This window comes from Aliivibrio fischeri ATCC 7744 = JCM 18803 = DSM 507, from assembly GCF_023983475.1.
Classification (GTDB): domain Bacteria; phylum Pseudomonadota; class Gammaproteobacteria; order Enterobacterales; family Vibrionaceae; genus Aliivibrio; species Aliivibrio fischeri.
This window is the reverse complement of the sequence record NZ_CP092712.1, coordinates 2,031,684-2,049,478: the sequence shown is the minus strand read 5'-3', so window position 1 is coordinate 2,049,478 and position 17,795 is coordinate 2,031,684. Positions and strand designations below refer to the sequence as shown.

At 39.2% G+C, this 17,795-nt stretch carries 17 protein-coding genes and 1 tRNA gene; 12 read left to right on the top strand and 6 right to left on the bottom strand.

Annotated features, from left to right (window positions below):
* The first annotated feature begins 154 nt into the window (after positions 1-154).
* Both AVFI_RS09425 and AVFI_RS09420 read left to right on the top strand, forming a co-directional pair.
* A tRNA-Arg gene (locus AVFI_RS09425) sits at positions 155-231 on the top strand.
* 111 nt (positions 232-342) lie between these two features.
* Complete coding sequence (locus AVFI_RS09420) at positions 343-1,800, top strand: protein adenylyltransferase SelO (RefSeq protein ID WP_188863840.1); 1,458 nt, start codon at positions 343-345, stop codon at positions 1,798-1,800.
* Positions 1,801-1,852: 52 nt separating this feature from the next.
* Here the strand turns inward: AVFI_RS09420 and AVFI_RS09415 are convergent, their stop codons facing one another.
* Both AVFI_RS09415 and cspD read right to left on the bottom strand, forming a co-directional pair.
* Entirely contained in the window at positions 1,853-2,395 is a 543-nt protein-coding gene (locus tag AVFI_RS09415; protein ID WP_012533568.1) for a DUF4136 domain-containing protein, read from the bottom strand.
* Positions 2,396-2,503: 108 nt separating this feature from the next.
* Complete coding sequence (cspD, locus tag AVFI_RS09410; protein WP_005420186.1) at positions 2,504-2,725, bottom strand: cold shock domain-containing protein CspD; 222 nt, start codon at positions 2,723-2,725, stop codon at positions 2,504-2,506.
* A gap of 398 nt (positions 2,726-3,123) precedes the next feature.
* On the opposite strand from cspD, the gene clpS reads away from it, so the two are divergent.
* Positions 3,124-3,444 carry an ATP-dependent Clp protease adapter ClpS gene (gene clpS / locus AVFI_RS09405; protein WP_005420184.1) on the top strand — a complete coding sequence of 107 codons (321 nt, stop codon included), beginning with the start codon at positions 3,124-3,126 and terminating at the stop codon, positions 3,442-3,444.
* Between the two features lie 42 nt (positions 3,445-3,486).
* Positions 3,487-5,739 (top strand): ATP-dependent Clp protease ATP-binding subunit ClpA, encoded by a 2,253-nt coding sequence (gene clpA, locus AVFI_RS09400; RefSeq protein WP_012534340.1) that lies wholly within the window; start codon positions 3,487-3,489, stop codon positions 5,737-5,739.
* Between the two features lie 122 nt (positions 5,740-5,861).
* Here clpA and infA read toward each other — a convergent pair whose 3' ends face one another.
* The 3 genes from infA to aat all read right to left on the bottom strand — a co-directional run bounded on the left by infA (position 5,862) and on the right by aat (position 7,578).
* The gene (gene infA, locus AVFI_RS09395; protein WP_005420180.1) at positions 5,862-6,080 is read right to left on the bottom strand and encodes a translation initiation factor IF-1; all 219 of its coding nucleotides are present in this window, start codon (positions 6,078-6,080) and stop codon (positions 5,862-5,864) included.
* A gap of 89 nt (positions 6,081-6,169) precedes the next feature.
* Positions 6,170-6,862, bottom strand: coding sequence for an arginyltransferase (locus AVFI_RS09390; RefSeq protein ID WP_188863841.1), 693 nt, complete (start codon positions 6,860-6,862; stop codon positions 6,170-6,172).
* Positions 6,859-7,578 carry a leucyl/phenylalanyl-tRNA--protein transferase gene (gene aat, locus AVFI_RS09385; protein WP_012533114.1) on the bottom strand — a complete coding sequence of 240 codons (720 nt, stop codon included), beginning with the start codon at positions 7,576-7,578 and terminating at the stop codon, positions 6,859-6,861. The genes AVFI_RS09390 and aat overlap by 4 nt, the downstream gene beginning before the upstream one ends.
* Before the next feature lie 185 nt (positions 7,579-7,763).
* On the opposite strand from aat, the gene aroA reads away from it, so the two are divergent.
* The 7 genes from aroA (at position 7,764) to pyrF (ending at position 14,399) form a co-directional block, all read left to right on the top strand.
* Complete coding sequence (gene aroA, locus AVFI_RS09380) at positions 7,764-9,044, top strand: 3-phosphoshikimate 1-carboxyvinyltransferase (protein ID WP_054776062.1); 1,281 nt, start codon at positions 7,764-7,766, stop codon at positions 9,042-9,044.
* A 157-nt stretch (positions 9,045-9,201) separates the two neighbouring features.
* On the top strand, positions 9,202-9,876 hold the full coding sequence (cmk, locus tag AVFI_RS09375; RefSeq protein WP_054776063.1) for a (d)CMP kinase: 675 nt from the start codon (positions 9,202-9,204) through the stop codon (positions 9,874-9,876).
* 95 nt (positions 9,877-9,971) lie between these two features.
* Complete coding sequence (gene rpsA, locus AVFI_RS09370; protein WP_005420162.1) at positions 9,972-11,645, top strand: 30S ribosomal protein S1; 1,674 nt, start codon at positions 9,972-9,974, stop codon at positions 11,643-11,645.
* A gap of 60 nt (positions 11,646-11,705) precedes the next feature.
* On the top strand, positions 11,706-11,987 hold the full coding sequence (gene ihfB / locus AVFI_RS09365) for an integration host factor subunit beta (RefSeq protein ID WP_005420161.1): 282 nt from the start codon (positions 11,706-11,708) through the stop codon (positions 11,985-11,987).
* A gap of 134 nt (positions 11,988-12,121) precedes the next feature.
* Positions 12,122-12,406, top strand: coding sequence for a LapA family protein (locus tag AVFI_RS09360; protein WP_005420160.1), 285 nt, complete (start codon positions 12,122-12,124; stop codon positions 12,404-12,406).
* A gap of 7 nt (positions 12,407-12,413) precedes the next feature.
* Complete coding sequence (gene lapB / locus AVFI_RS09355; protein ID WP_005420159.1) at positions 12,414-13,583, top strand: lipopolysaccharide assembly protein LapB; 1,170 nt, start codon at positions 12,414-12,416, stop codon at positions 13,581-13,583.
* Positions 13,584-13,694: 111 nt separating this feature from the next.
* Complete coding sequence (pyrF, locus tag AVFI_RS09350) at positions 13,695-14,399, top strand: orotidine-5'-phosphate decarboxylase (RefSeq protein WP_005420156.1); 705 nt, start codon at positions 13,695-13,697, stop codon at positions 14,397-14,399.
* 124 nt (positions 14,400-14,523) lie between these two features.
* Here pyrF and metG read toward each other — a convergent pair whose 3' ends face one another.
* On the bottom strand, positions 14,524-16,584 hold the full coding sequence (metG, locus tag AVFI_RS09345) for a methionine--tRNA ligase (RefSeq protein WP_005420155.1): 2,061 nt from the start codon (positions 16,582-16,584) through the stop codon (positions 14,524-14,526).
* A gap of 132 nt (positions 16,585-16,716) precedes the next feature.
* Between metG and apbC the strand changes: the two genes are divergently transcribed.
* Positions 16,717-17,784, top strand: a complete 1,068-nt coding sequence (gene apbC, locus AVFI_RS09340; RefSeq protein WP_005420154.1) for an iron-sulfur cluster carrier protein ApbC — start codon at positions 16,717-16,719, stop codon at positions 17,782-17,784.
* The last annotated feature ends 11 nt before the right edge of the window (positions 17,785-17,795 follow it).

The window sequence follows — 17,795 nt, the reverse complement described above, 5'->3', positions numbered from 1 at the left end:
CGTAATATCAATGATATTTGTAGGTTTTTTATTCAGAATGGTTTTCTTGTTGCTATAAAGTGAGCAAAGTGACTCATTTTTCATCACTCAGTAAGATAATGATAAGAAAAGGATTGATCTGATTTCGGATATTCGTATAATCCTACCACACAAAGCGCCCTTAGCTCAGCTGGATAGAGCACGTCCCTTCTAAGGATGTGGTCGTAGGTTCGAATCCTACAGGGCGCGCCAAAATTGGAAAAGCCGCATTAACCTTATGGTTAGTGCGGCTTTTTTCATTTCTGTCATATTATTTATCAATATGCTAGCGTTAGTTCATTGCATAGTTAATGGATTACTCTTATGTCTTTTTGGAATTCTCTTTCAATTACTACTCGCTATTCAAGATTACCTCGTTGTTTTTTCACGTATGTACAACCGACCCCTTTAGATAACTCACGTTGGCTTATATGGAACAGTGAATTAGCTAAACAGTTTGATTTACCTGAGAACGTACATAATCATTCTGAGTTGTTAGATGCGTTTTCGGGTGAGACAGTGCCATCCGTCTTTGCTCCACTAGCCATGAAATATGCGGGGCATCAATTTGGCAGTTATAACCCAGACCTTGGTGACGGAAGAGGACTCTTACTAGCAGAAATAAAAGATAAAAAAGGGAATAGTTTTGATCTTCATTTAAAAGGAGCGGGTTTAACGCCTTACTCTCGTTCTGGTGATGGCCGAGCTGTATTACGCTCTACAGTTCGTGAGTATTTATGTAGTGAAGCGATGGCTGGGCTTGGTATTCCTACGACACGAGCACTAGGAATGATGACGAGTGATACTCCGGTATTTAGAGAAGGGTATGAGACTGGGGCTTTACTCATTAGAATGGCTGAAACTCATATTCGATTTGGTCATTTTGAGCATCTGTTTTATTCAAATTTATTGGAAGAGCTCAAGTTATTATCGGACAAAGTGATTGAATGGCATTTCCCTTGTTGTTTAGGTGAAGATAAACCATATCTTGCAATGTTTAACAATATTGTAGATAGAACTGCCTATATGATTGCGCAATGGCAGGCTGTGGGATTTGCCCATGGTGTTATGAATACCGATAATATGTCGATTATTGGCCAAACGTTCGATTATGGTCCTTTTGGCTTTCTTGATGATTATGAACCCGGCTATATCTGTAATCATTCTGACTACCAAGGACGTTATGCCTTTAATCAACAACCTAGAATTGGCTTATGGAATTTATCGGCCTTAGCACATTCGCTTTCACCATTAATTGATAAGTCCGATTTAGAAAAAGCATTAGAGCAATATGAAATAAAATTGCATGATTATTTTAGTCAATTGATGCGAAAAAAATTGGGGCTGCTTTCTAAACAAGAAGGGGATACCCGTCTATTTGAATCCATGTTTGAGTTACTGTCACAAAATACGGTGGATTACACTCGATTTATGAGGGCGTTGTCTGACCTAGATTCCCAAGATAAACAAACGGTCATTGACTTATTTGTCGATAGAGAAGCTGCAACATTATGGGTAGACCTATATCTAACACGATGTAAGTTAGAAGCAGATAGCTTCGATATGCGTTGTTCAAAAATGAGAAAAGTGAACCCGAAATATGTTTTAAGAAACTATTTAGCTCAGCAAGCAATTGTTAAAGCAAATGAAGGGGATTTTAGTGATGTTAAAATTTTATCTACGCTATTGGCATCACCATTTGATGAACATCCTGACTTTGAGCGTTATGCTGAATTACCACCAGAGTGGGGGAAGAGAATGGAAATCAGTTGTTCATCATAGAGCAAAGTAATTTGTGACGCAGTAAAGCAGCCATGTTTGCTGCTTTTTACGCTTAGTTTTTCTCTTCTAAGCTATGAAACATGAGCTGAAGTAATTCGTCCATTGCACCTGTTTGCTCACTATCTGTATAGCCTTGGGCTAATATTGTCCATTGCGGCGTCAGTTGGGTTGGTAAATAGATTGCAATAAAAACACTGGCTTTATCACTGTCATTTTCATCGATGCCATGTGGTTCTATACCAGCGGATAATCCTGTTTTATTTAGAATTTGATCATCACTGATCTTAGTATCTACACCTAAACCATAGCCAATATAAAAATCGGCTTTTTGTAGATCATCCGTGTAAGTAAACCCTTTTTGTTTTAATTCATTTTTTAAAGCAAGAACGAATTTTTCTTCAGTATCATTTTTATTTAACTTTTTATTTAGGTAGTTGGCGTTAATATCTGGGTGCCAACTAAAGAAAGTTCGTCCAGCTATTACTGTATTGATATCGCCTGTTGTCACAAGGTTTACTGTGCTTTTTTCTTGATGTGTTTCAGTAACACAACCGTTTAGCGTCAAAAGTAGAACAAAAGTAAATAGATATTTCAAAATAGGCCCTAACAGAAGTGAATTAATATTGGAGTGGTTTTGGAACGATTGGTTCAAAAAAGGTGAGCATGTCGACTCACCTTTTTTATAAACTTGAAAATAAAGCAGCTATTTTGCGTTTTCACCTTCGAGTAATTTAATTTCACTTGCGTGAAAACCTTTTGGGCCTTCGTGGATTTCGTAAGTGACGGCTTGTCCTGCTTTTAGAGTTCGATATCCCTCCATTTCAATGGTGGAGTAATGGGCAAAAATATCGCCATCTTCTCCTTCAGGACAAATGAAGCCAAACCCTTTGGCGTTATTGAACCACTTTACTGTACCTGTTGCCATGCTATACATCCCTCTGCATTTTAATTACCTAGCACAATGGTTATGAATTAATCATTTATCTGTTCAATTGATAACCACTACAAGTACACTCTATTAAATATAAAATGTGAGTCAAGTACAATGTTGTCACTTTTTTAACATTTATACTCAATATCACATTTAAGATTAACATATTTATCAGTAATATCAGATTGATAAATATAGTGGAGAACATGAGCAAAAGGCTCTATTCTTTATTTATTGTTTCGATGGTTTTCTATTCAATTAACTAAAAAATAAGTGATAAAGACTTTAAAATAGTATCTTTTGTTTGATGTAATCTCTCGTCTAGATTAGTCTGAGTATTAAGGGGATACCTTGAAGTATCAGATTATTTTTTTACTAATTTAGTTGTCGACATGAGTAAACTATATGAATGGATTTCTCCTGATTCAGATGTTTTGGAGCAAGAGAAAACAGAGTTAAGACCGCCATCAATGTATAAAGTGGTTTTAAATAATGACGATTACACTCCAATGGAGTTTGTTGTTGAAGTTTTAGATAAATTTTTTTCCATGGATTTGGAAAAAGCAACACAATTAATGCTAACAGTGCATTATGAAGGGAAAGCAGTATGTGGGACGTTCACTGCTGAAGTTGCTGAAACTAAAGTTGCGCAAGTGAATACTTACTCGCGTGATAATGAGCACCCGCTGCTGTGTACAATGGAGCAAGCGTAAGTTTGTTCGTTACACCATAAATTGGTGTTTTGGGAGGTTCCTATGCTAAACAAAGAATTAGAAGCGAGTTTGAACACAGCGTTTGCTCGTGCGCGAGAAAAGCGTCATGAATTCATGACAGTAGAGCACTTGCTATTCGCTCTGCTGGAGAACCCATCAGCTCACGAAGCGCTTATTGCTTGTCATACTGATTTAGATGCCTTGGCAACTGAAATCGACGAATTTATTACACAGACAACCCCATTAATTCCTCTGGACGATGAAAGTCGTGAAACTCAGCCTACGCTTAGCTTTCAGCGTGTATTACAACGAGCAGTTTTTCATGTTCAATCATCTGGTCGAAGTGAAGTTACTGGTGCCAACGTATTGGTTGCTATTTTTAGTGAGCAAGAATCGCATGCAGCATATCTCCTTAAAAAGAATGATATTAGCCGTTTAGATATCGTTAACTTTATCTCCCATGGTGCTCCAGAAAATCGAGATGAGAATAGCGAACCAAATAATGTTGAAGCGGCGGTTGAGGCTAACGCTGAAGATAAGTTAGAGAGTTTTGCTACTAACTTAAATCAAGTTGCTAAAAATGGTGGTATTGATCCGCTTATTGGACGTGATCAAGAGCTTGAGCGAACCATTCAAGTACTGTGTCGTCGTCGCAAAAATAACCCATTATTAGTGGGTGAAGCTGGTGTTGGTAAAACGGCGATTGCAGAAGGTCTTGCTTGGCGTATTGTTGAAGAACAAGTTCCTGATGTCATTAAAGATTGTATTATTTATTCTCTGGATATTGGTTCATTACTTGCTGGCACTAAATACCGTGGTGATTTTGAAAAACGTTTTAAAGCGATTTTAAAACAGCTTGAAAAAGAAGAGCATGCGGTTTTATTTATTGATGAAATTCACACGATTATAGGGGCGGGTGCTGCTTCTGGTGGTCAAGTGGATGCAGCTAATTTAATTAAACCGTTATTAAGTAGTGGTAAATTACGTTGTATTGGTTCAACGACTTATCAAGAGCACAGCACTATTTTTGAAAAAGAGCGTGCATTAGCTCGTCGTTTCCAAAAGATTGATATTTTAGAACCATCTTTAGACGATACGACAAAAATTCTGATCGGTTTGAAAAGTAAGTATGAAGAACATCATGAAGTTCGTTATACCAATAAAGCACTTCGTGCTGCGGTAGAGCTATCAGCTAAATACATTAATGAACGCCACCTTCCAGATAAAGCGATTGACGTTATTGATGAAGCCGGTGCCCGTTGTCGTTTAACACCTGCGAGTCGTCGTAAAAAGACCATCAATGTTGCTGATATTGAATCCATGGTCGCTAAAATGGCTCGAATCCCAGAAAAATCTGTATCCTCAAGTGATAAAGATGTTCTGAAAAAACTCGATGACAAACTGAAAATGCTGGTATTTGGGCAAGATCAGGGTATCGATGCACTATGTGAAGCAATTAAATTAAGTCGTGCTGGTCTTGGTGCAGAGAATAAACCAGTGGGTTCATTCTTATTTGCTGGTCCTACTGGTGTTGGTAAAACGGAAGTCACAGTTCAATTAGCCAAAGCTTTAGGTATTGAATTACTGCGTTTTGATATGTCTGAATATGGTGAGCAGCATACTGTTAGCCGCTTAATTGGTGCGCCTCCGGGTTATGTTGGTTACGAGCAAGGTGGTCTATTAACGGATGCGGTAATTAAACACCCACACTCTGTTGTTCTTCTTGATGAACTTGAAAAAGCGCACCCAGATATCTTTAACCTGCTGCTACAAGTAATGGATAATGGTACGTTGACAGATAACAATGGACGTAAAGCGGATTTCCGTAACGTAATTTTTGTTATGACGACCAATGCGGGTGTTCAAGAGACGGTTAAAAAATCGATTGGTCTAATTCAACAAGATCACTCTACTGATGCAATGGCGGCAATTAAAAAAGTATTTACGCCTGAATTCAGAAACCGTTTGGATAATATCATTTGGTTTGAGCATCTAAGTAAAGATGTCATTTCACTGGTTGTTGAGAAATTCATTGCAGAGCTACAAGCACAGTTAGATGCTCGTGGTGTATCAATGGAAGTATCCAAAGAAGCAAAAGCATGGCTTGCTGAAAAAGGCTATGACAAAGCGATGGGTGCACGTCCAATGGCGCGAGTTATTCAAGAAAACCTTAAAAAACCAATGGCAAATGAATTATTGTTTGGTGATTTGGTTGATGGCGGTACGGTACGAGTGAAACTTAAGAAGGATGAGCTTGTATTTGAATTTACGAGTGAAACTGAAGCGGTTCATTAATAAACCAATTCTATTGCTATTAGCTAGCTTGTTTTAAAAGCTAATAAAAAACCCAGTCATTGACTGGGTTTTTGTTATTGTTTTTTTATTAGTTTAAAGCGTTAAACTAATAGAATGACAAATTAACGCGCACGGAAGACGATACGGCCTTTAGATAAATCATAAGGAGTCATTTCAACTGTTACTTTGTCACCAGTAAGAATACGGATGTAGTTTTTACGCATTTTACCTGAGATATGAGCAGTAACAACGTGACCGTTTTCTAATTCTACGCGAAACATTGTGTTTGGTAGTGTATCTAGAACTGTGCCTTGCAGTTCAATTGCGTCTTCTTTTGCCATTGAATCCTCTTTATATAGATAGCTTTGGCTGATTTTTAAGCGGCTAATAATGCCCTTAAAAATGATGTATGTAAAGTTTGGGCTGCATTTTAACCCTGCCAGACCATATTTACTAGCTTTTGGTTCGGTTTATATTGATCTTTATACTTCATTGCTGGGCAATCGTCTATTTGATAACCAGGGTAAAGCCACTCTTTAGATAACTCTTTGCATAATTTTAGCTGAATGAGAACGGAGATCGTCCCTAGAGATAGAGGGTGTTCTGGCTCAAAAAAGGTATACATAGCGCTGATAGAGTCAGTTAGAATATCACTAACAGCAATGGCTACTAGAGTTTCGTTTTCATAAATATGCAAGAACTGATTCGTTAGCCAGTTTGTATGTGAAAACTCGAAAAATTGTTTTTGATTTGCAGGGTACATGCTACCTGTTTGATGACGAGCATTAATATAACGCTCATACAACTCGAACCAATTTTCATCCATTTCTGATTTTAGCTCCCATCGCAAAGAAGAGAGTTTATTTAGTAATCTTTTTTGACTTTTGCTTGGTTTAAATTGATTTGCATTAATTCTTAGTGGCTTACAAGCATCACAATGCTCACACATTGGTTTATAGATGGTTTCACCACTTCGACGAAAACCAAGACGAATTAGGGCTTGATAACCTAACGTTGTGTGTAATTCTTGTTCCATTACAACGGCTAATCGTTCTTTTTGTTCTGGTAGGTAGCTGCAAGGCCCCTCGGGTGTTAAACCAACTTGAAGTGAATATTGACTCATGAAAATGAACTACCCCCTAAAGTTTGAGCTAAATAGCAGTCAGATGATGTTGGTTTTACATGCAGTTCTTCAAGTAATGTTTTGAAGTCACTTCGTTTCATTTCTTGAGCTCCAAGACTTTCTAAATGAGGGTTCATCATTTGGCAGTCGATAAGCTTTCCATTAGATGATACAAAGTGCTCACAAAATTTCCATAACGCAATTTTTGATGCATTAGTTTGCAATGAAAACATAGACTCACCACAAAAAACTTGGCCTATTTGTAATCCATATAACCCACCAATTAACTCATTGTCATTCCATACTTCAACAGAATGGCAATAACCAAGATCAACCAATGTTTTATAAGCTTTGATCATTTCCGGCATTATCCATGTTTCTTCTTTTGGTCTGGTTGATGCACAAAGGTCAATAACTTGGTAAGTGGCTTTGTTAAGAGTTACGTTGTAGTTCGATTTTCTGAAGAACTTTTTTAAGCTTTTAGATGGAGAAAATTGCTCAGGAAAAAATACGCCTCGAACGCTTGGACTCCACCATAGGATAGGATCACCATCACTGTACCATGGAAAAATACCATGCTGGTATGCACTGATCAGCTGCGCAGAGGATAAGTCTCCACCCATTATGAGTAAACCATCAGGGTTATTTAATGCGTTTTCTATATTAGGAAAAACGGTTGAATGAGATGGAATAAGCTCAGGTAAATAGATAGTCATAGATAAAAGAAATCACTATTCATTATTTTTAGGTCAAAGAGACGATATTGCCTCTGGTACATCGCGTTGGTTTTCGTTACTCTGAAAGTATGAAGAATAACAAAAAATAACAATTAAAGCTGAAGCAGTCATGAAAAATTAATCATGACATTATTATTTATTTGTACAGGAATTTTTACACAAACATGGAAAGCTTAACTCTTCAACCTATCTCTAAAATTGATGGACAAATCAATCTACCTGGTTCAAAAAGTGTATCAAACCGAGCGTTACTTCTAGCTGCGTTAGCTTCAGGAACTACAAAATTAACGAATCTATTAGATAGTGATGATATTCGTCATATGTTGAATGCGCTTAAAGCATTGGGCGTTGAATATAAATTATCAGCAGATAAAACAGAATGCGAAGTAACAGGATTAGGACGAGCGTTTGAACCTAATGAAGCATTAGAGCTTTTCTTAGGCAATGCTGGCACGGCGATGCGACCATTGGCTGCAGCACTATGTTTAGGCCAAGGTGAGTTTGTTCTAACGGGTGAACCTCGCATGAAAGAGCGACCAATCGGTCACCTTGTAACAGCTCTTAAAGCTGCTGGAGCAGATGTAGAATATTTAGAAAATGAAAATTATCCACCGTTAAAAATTAAAGGTACCGGCCTACATGGTGGAACTGTGGAAATTGATGGTTCGATCTCTAGCCAATTTCTTACTGCGTTTTTAATGGCTGCACCATTATCTACACAAGAAACAACGATTAAGATTGTTGGTGATTTAGTATCAAAACCTTACATTGATATCACATTAGATATAATGGCAACATTTGGTGTGAAAATTGAGAATCAGAACTATCAAACGTTTGTAGTTCCTGCTAATCAAAATTATGTAGCTCCTGGTGACTTTCTTGTGGAAGGTGATGCTTCATCGGCATCATATTTTCTTGCTGCTGCTGCAATTAAGGGCGGTGAAGTAAAAGTAACAGGTATTGGTAAAAAGAGTATTCAAGGTGATGTTCAATTTGCAGATGCATTAGCTGCAATGGGGACTGAAATTGAATGGGGCGATGATTATGTTATCGCTCGAAAAGGTGAGCTTAATGCCATTGATATGGATTTCAACCATATTCCTGATGCAGCAATGACAATTGCAACCGCTGCGTTATTTGCAAAAGGAACAACCTCGATTCGTAACGTATACAATTGGCGAGTAAAAGAAACTGATCGTTTAGCTGCGATGGCAACTGAGTTAAGAAAAGTGGGTGCAGTAGTTGAGGAGGGGGAAGATTATATTACGATTACACCGCCAGCTTCATTACAACATGCATCGATTGATACTTATGATGACCACCGCATGGCGATGTGTTTTTCTTTAGTTGCATTGAGTGATACTCCTGTAACGATTAATGATCCAGGTTGTACATCGAAAACATTCCCTGATTATTTTGATAAATTAAAAGAATTAAGCTGCTAATTGATTGTATTTTAAATTATTACCTTATATTCAATGAAAGCTCTGTATCAAAATTCAGAGCTTTTTTAGTTTTTCATAATCAAGAGTATATAAATAATCTTACTTGGGTATAATGCTGCCCGTAGAAACCAATCACAATAATTAATTGGAGAACTCCATGACTACTCATTCACCAGTCGTTACTGTTGATGGTCCAAGTGGAGCAGGTAAAGGCACGTTGTGCATGTTACTTGCAGAAAAGCTAGGTTATAATTTATTAGACTCTGGCGCTATTTACCGAGTGCTAGCATTGGCTGCTATTCACCATGGTGTTGATCTTAATTCAGAAGATGCACTAGTTCCTTTAGCGGCCAATTTGGATGTGCAATTCAAAGCTGAAGGTGAATTGGTTAAAGTAATCCTTGAAGGTGAAGACGTATCTGCAGAACTTCGTAAAGAAGAAACTGGTATGGCTGCATCTAAAGTTGCTGCGTTACCTCAAGTTCGCGAAGCTTTATTACGTCGTCAGCGTGCGTTTTCTGCTCAACCTGGCTTGATTGCTGATGGTCGAGATATGGGGACTATTGTGTTCCCTAACGCTGAAGTTAAGATATTTTTAGATGCAAGTGCTGAAGAACGTGCGAATCGCCGAATGAAGCAGTTGCAACAGAAGGGGTTAGATGTTAAATTTGACCGTCTTTTAAGCGAAATTCAAGAACGTGATGATCGAGACCGCAATCGCGCTGTCGCACCATTACGTCCTGCGGAAGACGCTTTAGTTCTAGATTCAACGTCAATGAATATTGAAGAAGTTGTCGCGCAAGCCATTACTTTTATTGAATCTAAGCTATAATATTAAACTTAGTTAGTTGCAAGGATGATAACTAACCTTACTATCAACCCCATGCGGTAGGATACCCATGGACGTTTAAATTTGAAGATCAAATAATGACTGAATCTTTTGCTCAACTCTTTGAAGAGTTTCTAAATGAAACTGAATTCCAACAAGGCAGCATCGTTAAAGGTACTGTAGTAGCTATCGAGAACGGTTTCGTTCTTGTTGACGCTGGCCTTAAGTCTGAAGCAGCTATCCCAGCTGAACAATTCAAGAACGCTGCTGGCGAACTTGAAGTTGAAGTTGGTTCTGAAGTAGACGTTGCTCTTGACGCTGTTGAAGACGGTTTCGGTGAAACTCAACTTTCTCGTGAGAAAGCGAAGCGTCACGAAGCGTGGATCCAACTTGAAAAAGCATACGAAGATGCTGAAACAGTTATGGGTGTTATCAACGGTAAAGTTAAAGGCGGCTTCACAGTTGAACTTAACGGTATCCGTGCATTCCTACCTGGTTCTCTTGTTGATGTACGTCCAGTACGTGACACTCTTCACCTTGAAGGCAAAGAGCTAGAGTTCAAAGTAATCAAGCTTGACCAAAAACGTAACAACGTTGTTGTTTCACGTCGTGCTGTTATCGAGTCTGAAAACAGTGTTGAACGTGATGAGCTACTTGCTTCTCTACAAGAAGGCATGGAAGTTAAAGGTATCGTTAAGAACCTTACTGACTACGGTGCATTCGTTGACCTAGGTGGCGTAGACGGTCTACTACACATCACAGATATGGCTTGGAAACGTGTTAAACACCCATCTGAGATCGTAAATGTTGGTGACGAGATCAACGTTAAAGTTCTTAAGTTCGATCGTGAGCGCACTCGCGTTTCTCTAGGTCTTAAGCAACTAGGCGAAGATCCATGGGTAGCTATCGCTAAGCGTTACCCAGAAGGTCACAAGCTTTCTGGTCGTGTTACTAACCTAACTGACTACGGCTGCTTCGTTGAAATCGAAGAAGGCGTTGAAGGTCTAGTACACGTTTCTGAAATGGATTGGACTAACAAGAACATCCACCCTTCTAAAGTTGTTAACGTAGGCGACGAAGTTGAGGTTATGGTTCTTGAGATTGACGAAGAACGTCGTCGTATCTCTCTAGGTCTAAAACAATGTAAAGCTAACCCATGGCAGACATTCGCTGAAGCGCAAGCTAAAGGCGACAAAGTTACTGGTAAGATCAAATCTATCACTGACTTTGGTATCTTCATCGGTCTTGACGGCGGCATCGACGGTCTAGTTCACCTATCTGACATTTCTTGGAATGCTACAGGTGAAGACGCGGTACGTGAGTACAAGAAAGGCGACGAAATCTCTGCTGTTGTTCTAGCAGTAGATGCAGAGCGTGAGCGTATTTCTCTAGGTGTTAAACAAATGGAAGAAGACCCATTTAACAACTACCTAGCAGACAACAAGAAAGGTACTCTAGTAAACGGTACTGTTTCAGCTGTTGACGCTAAAGGCGCTACAATCACTCTTGCAGACAGCGTAGAAGGTTACATCCGTACTTCTGAGCTATCTCGTGACCGTGTTGAAGATGCATCTCTAATCCTAAGCGTTGGCGATAGCGTTGAAGCGAAGTTCACTGGTGTAGACCGTAAGAACCGCGTAGTTAACCTATCTATCAAAGCTAAAGATGAAGCTGACGAGCAAGAAGCAATGGCTTCACTGAACACTAAGTCTGAAGACGGTGGTTTCGGTAACGCAATGGCTGACGCTTTCAAAGCAGCTAAAGGCGAATAAGTAAATTAGAAGGGAGCAACATTGCTCCCTTTTCTTTCGATAACGTAAGAGAGGTCATTTATGACAAAATCTGAACTGATTGAACAACTGTGTAGTAAAAAGCCTCAACTTTCTGCTAAGCAGGTGGAAGATACAGTCAAGGAAATCCTTGAGCAGATGGCAACAACGCTAGAAGGCGGTGATCGTATAGAGATTCGTGGTTTTGGTAGTTTTTCTCTACACTATCGAGAGCCACGTTTAGGTCGTAATCCTAAAACTGGTGATAAGGTAGAGCTGGACGGTAAGTTCGTTCCACACTTTAAACCAGGTAAAGAACTGCGTGAACGTGTGAATTATAGCTAATGCTAATTGGCATACAAAAACGGCATACTTTTGAGTATGCCGTTTTTTTATGTTCATTTTCAATGCATTTAGGTGTATCTTTAGAGCTGTAAAATAAAAACTTTTAGATACTCAATTAACTGGAGGGAATACCAGTGAAAATTATCGTTGCCATTTTATTACTTGTTTTATTTTTGATCTCACTGGCTATTGGTGCACAGAATCAAGCTATTGTTAATTTTAATTACCTGTTAGCTCAAGGTGATTTTCAACTGTCCACATTATTGGGTATTTTCTTTGCAACTGGCTTTGGTTTAGGCTGGTTAATTTGTGGCAGCATGTATCTAAAAGCGAGCATGACTCAACGCCGCCTTCGCAAACGCTTAGATAAAAAAACGGCTGAGCTTGATAAGTTGCGAATTGAGTCAACGAAAGGGTAGTGACTGAATGTTAGAACTGCTATTCCTATTATTACCTATTGCTGCCGGTTATGGCTGGTATATGGGTAATAGGAGTGCGAGACAACAACGCCAAAAAGAAACGAATCACCTGTCACGTCAATACGTGGCGGGTTTGAATCTATTGCTGTCTGATCAATCAGATAAAGCAGTCGATCATTTCATAGAATTACTTCAAGTAGATAGCGATACCATAGACACCCACCTTGCATTAGGTAACCTTTTTAGACGAAGAGGTGAAGTCGATCGCGCCATCAAAATTCATCAAAACCTCATCGCACGTCCGAACCTTACGATAGACCAACGAAATATAGCCTTACAGCAGTTAGCAAAAGATTATATGGTTTCAGGTATTCTTGATCGTGCTGAAAAAATATTTGAGCAGCTGCTTGAAGAGCCTGATCACAGAGAGGCCGCTTTACTGCAATTAGTTGCTATTCATCAACAGACTCGAGAGTGGGAGCAAGCGATTCAATTTGCGAACAGTTTGGTTCGTATGGGTCGTAAAAAGCTCAAGCTTGATATTGCTCACTATTACTGTGAACTCGCAATGCAAGAGCTTGCAGATGAGAATTTGAACAAAGCAAAACAGAATCTTAAAAAAGCCTTATCTTCTGATAATCAATGTGTACGAGCCTCTATTATGATGGCGAAACTTCTTATGGAAGAAGAGAATTACAAAAGTGCTCTTGCTCACCTTGAGTCAGTACTGGATCAAGACATTGATTTTGTCAGTGAAGCATTACCATTGCTTGCTGAATGTTATGAAAAACTAGACAGAGAAGGCGCATTACTTCAATTTTTAAAAGAAGCGATTTCAAAAGGAGCAGGTGCTAGTGCTGAATTGATGCTTTCAAATTTGATTGCCAAGCATGAAGGTGTCGCTTTAGCTCAAGGGTATATGACTAAACAGCTTCTTAAGAATCCGACAATGAAAGGCTTCTATCGTCTCATGGGCTACCATACCGATGAAGCTGAAGATGGTAGGGCGAAAGCAAGTTTAACTAGTTTGCAAACCCTAGTAGGCGAGCAATTGAAAATGAAACCTAATTACCGCTGCAGTAAGTGTGGTTTCTCTGCTCATCGATTGTTTTGGCAATGTCCATCTTGTAAAGGATGGGGAGTGATTAAGCCTATTAGAGGTTTAGATGGTGAATAATTGAAGAGGCGCTCTGAGTGCCTCTTTTTTTGAATGTAAGAAAAGACCGTGAGTACGACTAATCCTCATGATGAATTGATGGGATTGGTATAAATTTTTAAAGGAGAGAAAATGAAAGACCAAAAGGTGATCGTGGCACTGGATTATGATAATCAAGCAGATGCGTTAACGTTTGTTGATAAAATTGATCCAAGTTCATGTCGTTTAAAAGTAGGCAAAGAGATGTTTACTTTATTTGGCCCTGAGTTTGTTAAAGAACTTCATAAACGTGGTTTTTCTGTTTTTCTAGATTTAAAGTTTCATGATATTCCAAATACCTGTTCAAAAGCGGTAAGAGCGGCAGCTGAAATGGGTGTATGGATGGTTAACGTTCATGCGAGTGGTGGTGAGCGTATGATGAGTGCCTCGCGTGAAATATTAGAACCTTATGGTAGTGACCGTCCATTATTAATTGGTGTGACGGTGTTAACGAGCATGGAGCAGCAAGACTTAGCTGGCATTGGTCTAGACATAGCACCACAAGAACAAGTAAAACGTTTAGCGGCATTAACGAAAAACAGCGGTTTAGATGGTGTCGTATGTTCAGCTCAAGAGGCATCAATGCTAAAAGCTGATTTAGGTAAAGAGTTCCAGTTAGTAACACCAGGAATTCGTCCAGCAGGTGCTGATGTTGGTGACCAAAAGCGTATTATGACGCCAGTAGATGCGATTACAGCAGGTTCTGACTACCTAGTTATAGGTCGTCCGATTACACAAGCGGAGAATCCATCACAGGTCCTTAATGAGATTAATCTTTCTCTCGCTTCTGTTTTATAACTGATAATATTATTAAAACATAAAAAAATAGAGACCATTGGGTCTCTATTTTTGTTTGTAAGTTATACCAATCACAGTAAGTAATTGATTTACTACGATTGGTATTATCTTCTAAAAAGAAGAATTACATTACACGCATACCAGGTTGAGCACCTTCGTGTGGTTCTAAAATCCAAAGATCTTTACCACCAGGGCCTGCAGCTAGGATCATGCCTTCAGACATACCAAACTTCATTTTACGAGGTTTTAGGTTGGCAACCATAACAGTTAGCTTGCCTTCTAGCTCTTCAGGTTTGTATGCTGATTTAATACCAGAGAATACTTGACGAGTTTCGCCACCGATGTCTAGTTGGAATTTAAGCAGTTTGTTTGCCTTTGGTACTTCCTCACAAGAGATAATACGTGCAATACGCATATCAACCGCTTCGAATGCATCGAACTCAATCTCATCTGCGATTGGATCTTTATCTAGCTCAGTTTGACTTGCTTTTTCTTTTTCCGCTTCTGCCTTTTCTTTTGCTGCCATTTCGATTGCAGCGTCTTCTTTAGACTCTTCAATCATAGCTTCAACTTTCTTAGGATCAATACGCGCAAATAATGCTTTAAACTTAGTGATCTCATGAGCAACTAGTGGTTGTGCAACGCCTTCCCACGTTAGTGTTTCATTTAAGAACGCTTCAGTACGAGCTGCAAGTTCTGGCATTACAGGTTTTAAGTAAGCCATAAGTACACGGAACAAGTTAATGCCTACAGAAGATACTTCTTGTAACTCTTGCTCTTTACCTTCTTCTTTTGCAAGAACCCAAGGTGCTTTCTCATCAATGTATTGGTTTGCTTTATCAGCTAGTGCTGTAATTTCACGGATAGCACGACCAAATTCACGAGTTTCATATAGCTCAGCAATACGATCAGCTGCTGCAATAAATTCATTGTAAAGCTCAGGCTCTGCAAAGTTATCTGCAAGTTTGCCATCAAAGCGTTTAGTAATGAAACCAGCGTTACGAGAAGCTAGGTTAACAATCTTGTTTACTACGTCAGAATTCACACGTTGAGTGAAATCTTCAAGGTTTAAATCAAGATCATCAATACGGCTGTTTAGTTTCGCTGCATAGTAGTAACGTAGGCACTCAGGGTCTAAGTGATTTAAGTAAGTACCAGCTTTAATGAAAGTGCCTTTAGATTTAGACATTTTCGCACCGTTAACCGTTACGTAACCGTGAACGAATACGTTATTTGGTTTACGGAAACCTGCGCCATCAAGCATTGCAGGCCAGAATAGACTGTGGAAGTAAACAATGTCTTTACCAATGAAGTGATAAAGCTCAGTTGTGCTGTCTTTCTTCCAGTATTCATCAAAGTTTAAATCGTCACGCTTATTACATAGGTTTTTGAATGAACCCATGTAACCAATTGGAGCATCTAGCCAAACGTAGAAGAATTTATTTGTTTCGCCAGGGATTTCAAAACCAAAGTATGGTGCATCACGAGAGATATCCCATTGCTGTAAGCCTGATTCAAACCACTCTTGCATTTTGTTTGCAGTTTCAGTTTGAAGAGAACCTGAACGAGTCCATTCTTTAAGCATGCTTTCAAATTGAGGAAGATCAAAGAAGAAATGCTCAGAATCTTTCATTACTGGAGTCGCACCAGAAACGGCTGATTTTGGATTAATTAAATCTGTTGGGCTGTATGTTTCGCCGCAGTTGTCACAGTTGTCGCCGTATTGCTCTTCTGCTTTACATTTAGGGCATGTACCTTTTACAAAGCGATCTGGTAAGAACATTTCTTTTTCAGGATCGAACAGCTGAGAAATTGTACGACTTGTAATAAAGCCGTTTTTCTTTAGCTCAAGGTAGATGTGAGAAGCTAATTCACGGTTTTCATCACTGTGAGTGCTGTGATAGTTATCAAAGCTGATATCAAAGCCTGCGAAATCTTTTTGGTGCTCTTCGCTAACGGCTGCGATCATTTCTTCTGGAGAAATACCCATCTGTTGAGCTTTAAGCATGATTGGTGTGCCGTGAGCATCATCTGCACAAATAAAGTTAACGTCGTTGCCGCGTAAACGTTGGTAACGAACCCAGATATCCGCTTGGATATGCTCAAGCATGTGGCCTAAGTGGATTGAACCGTTTGCATACGGTAGGGCACATGTAACCAGAATTTTTCTCGGATCTGTAGCCATATCTTCTCTTTCGCTTAATGTGATGGGTGAAAATTTAAGAGATAAATAGTACCTGAACCAAGTTAGAAAGCATAGAGGATCAAGGGTCCAATTAGTGATAGGATGAGTAAAAATAACCGTGGAGCATTGAAGATGGCATTTCAAACGATGGTAGAGATTAAAAATTGGTTAAATACGTTTACGCATTCGCAACTTTGTGAAGGTTGGGCTGATATTTCAAATGTGGTATCGATTGAAGCAACAGGAAATATTAATGTTGTTTTTCCTTTTGTATCAAAGAGCCTACAAACTGATTTTAACCACTGGTTAGAAGGACAAAAGCTTGAGTTGGCGCTGCCCGACCTTTCTGTATTCGTCTCATCTAAAACGTCGTCTTTAAAAACAAATCAACAAGCAGTTAAAGGCGTAAAAAATATCATTGCGGTGAGTTCAGGCAAAGGAGGGGTCGGTAAATCAACGACGGCTGTGAATTTAGCATTAGCTCTACACCATTTAGGAGCTCGTGTTGGTATTTTGGATGCAGATATATACGGCCCTTCTGTACCTTTGATGTTGGGGGTTGAAGATAAGAAACCTGCGATTGTTGATAATAATAGAATGATGCCAATTGAGGCTCATGGATTATACAGTAACTCGATAGGTTATTTAGTCGAGAAAGGCGAAGCGGCAGTGTGGCGCGGTCCTATGGCATCTAAAGCTTTATCTCAACTTCTTAATGAAACATGGTGGCCAGATTTGGATTATCTTATTATTGATATGCCACCCGGTACTGGTGATATTCAACTTACACTGTCTCAACAGGTGCCGACGACAGGAGCTGTAATCGTCACTACACCACAGGATCTAGCATTAACTGATGCGATTAAAGGCGTGAATATGTTTACGAAAGTGGATGTGCCTGTTATTGGTGTGGTAGAAAACATGAGTATTCATATTTGCTCTAATTGTGGGCATCAAGAAGCAATTTTTGGAACAGGTGGCGCATTAACTATGGCTCAACGTTACTCGATCCCATTATTAGCTCAATTACCACTGCATATCGATATCCGAAGTGAAACGGATTCTGGGACGCCTAGCGTGGCTATAAATCCAACAAGTCCCCACAGTAAATTGTATATTAACTTGGCAGAACAAGTATCAAGTCGACTATACTGGCAAGGAGAGGTGATTCCTGACCAAATAATGTTCAAGTCATTGTAGGATCACACTTA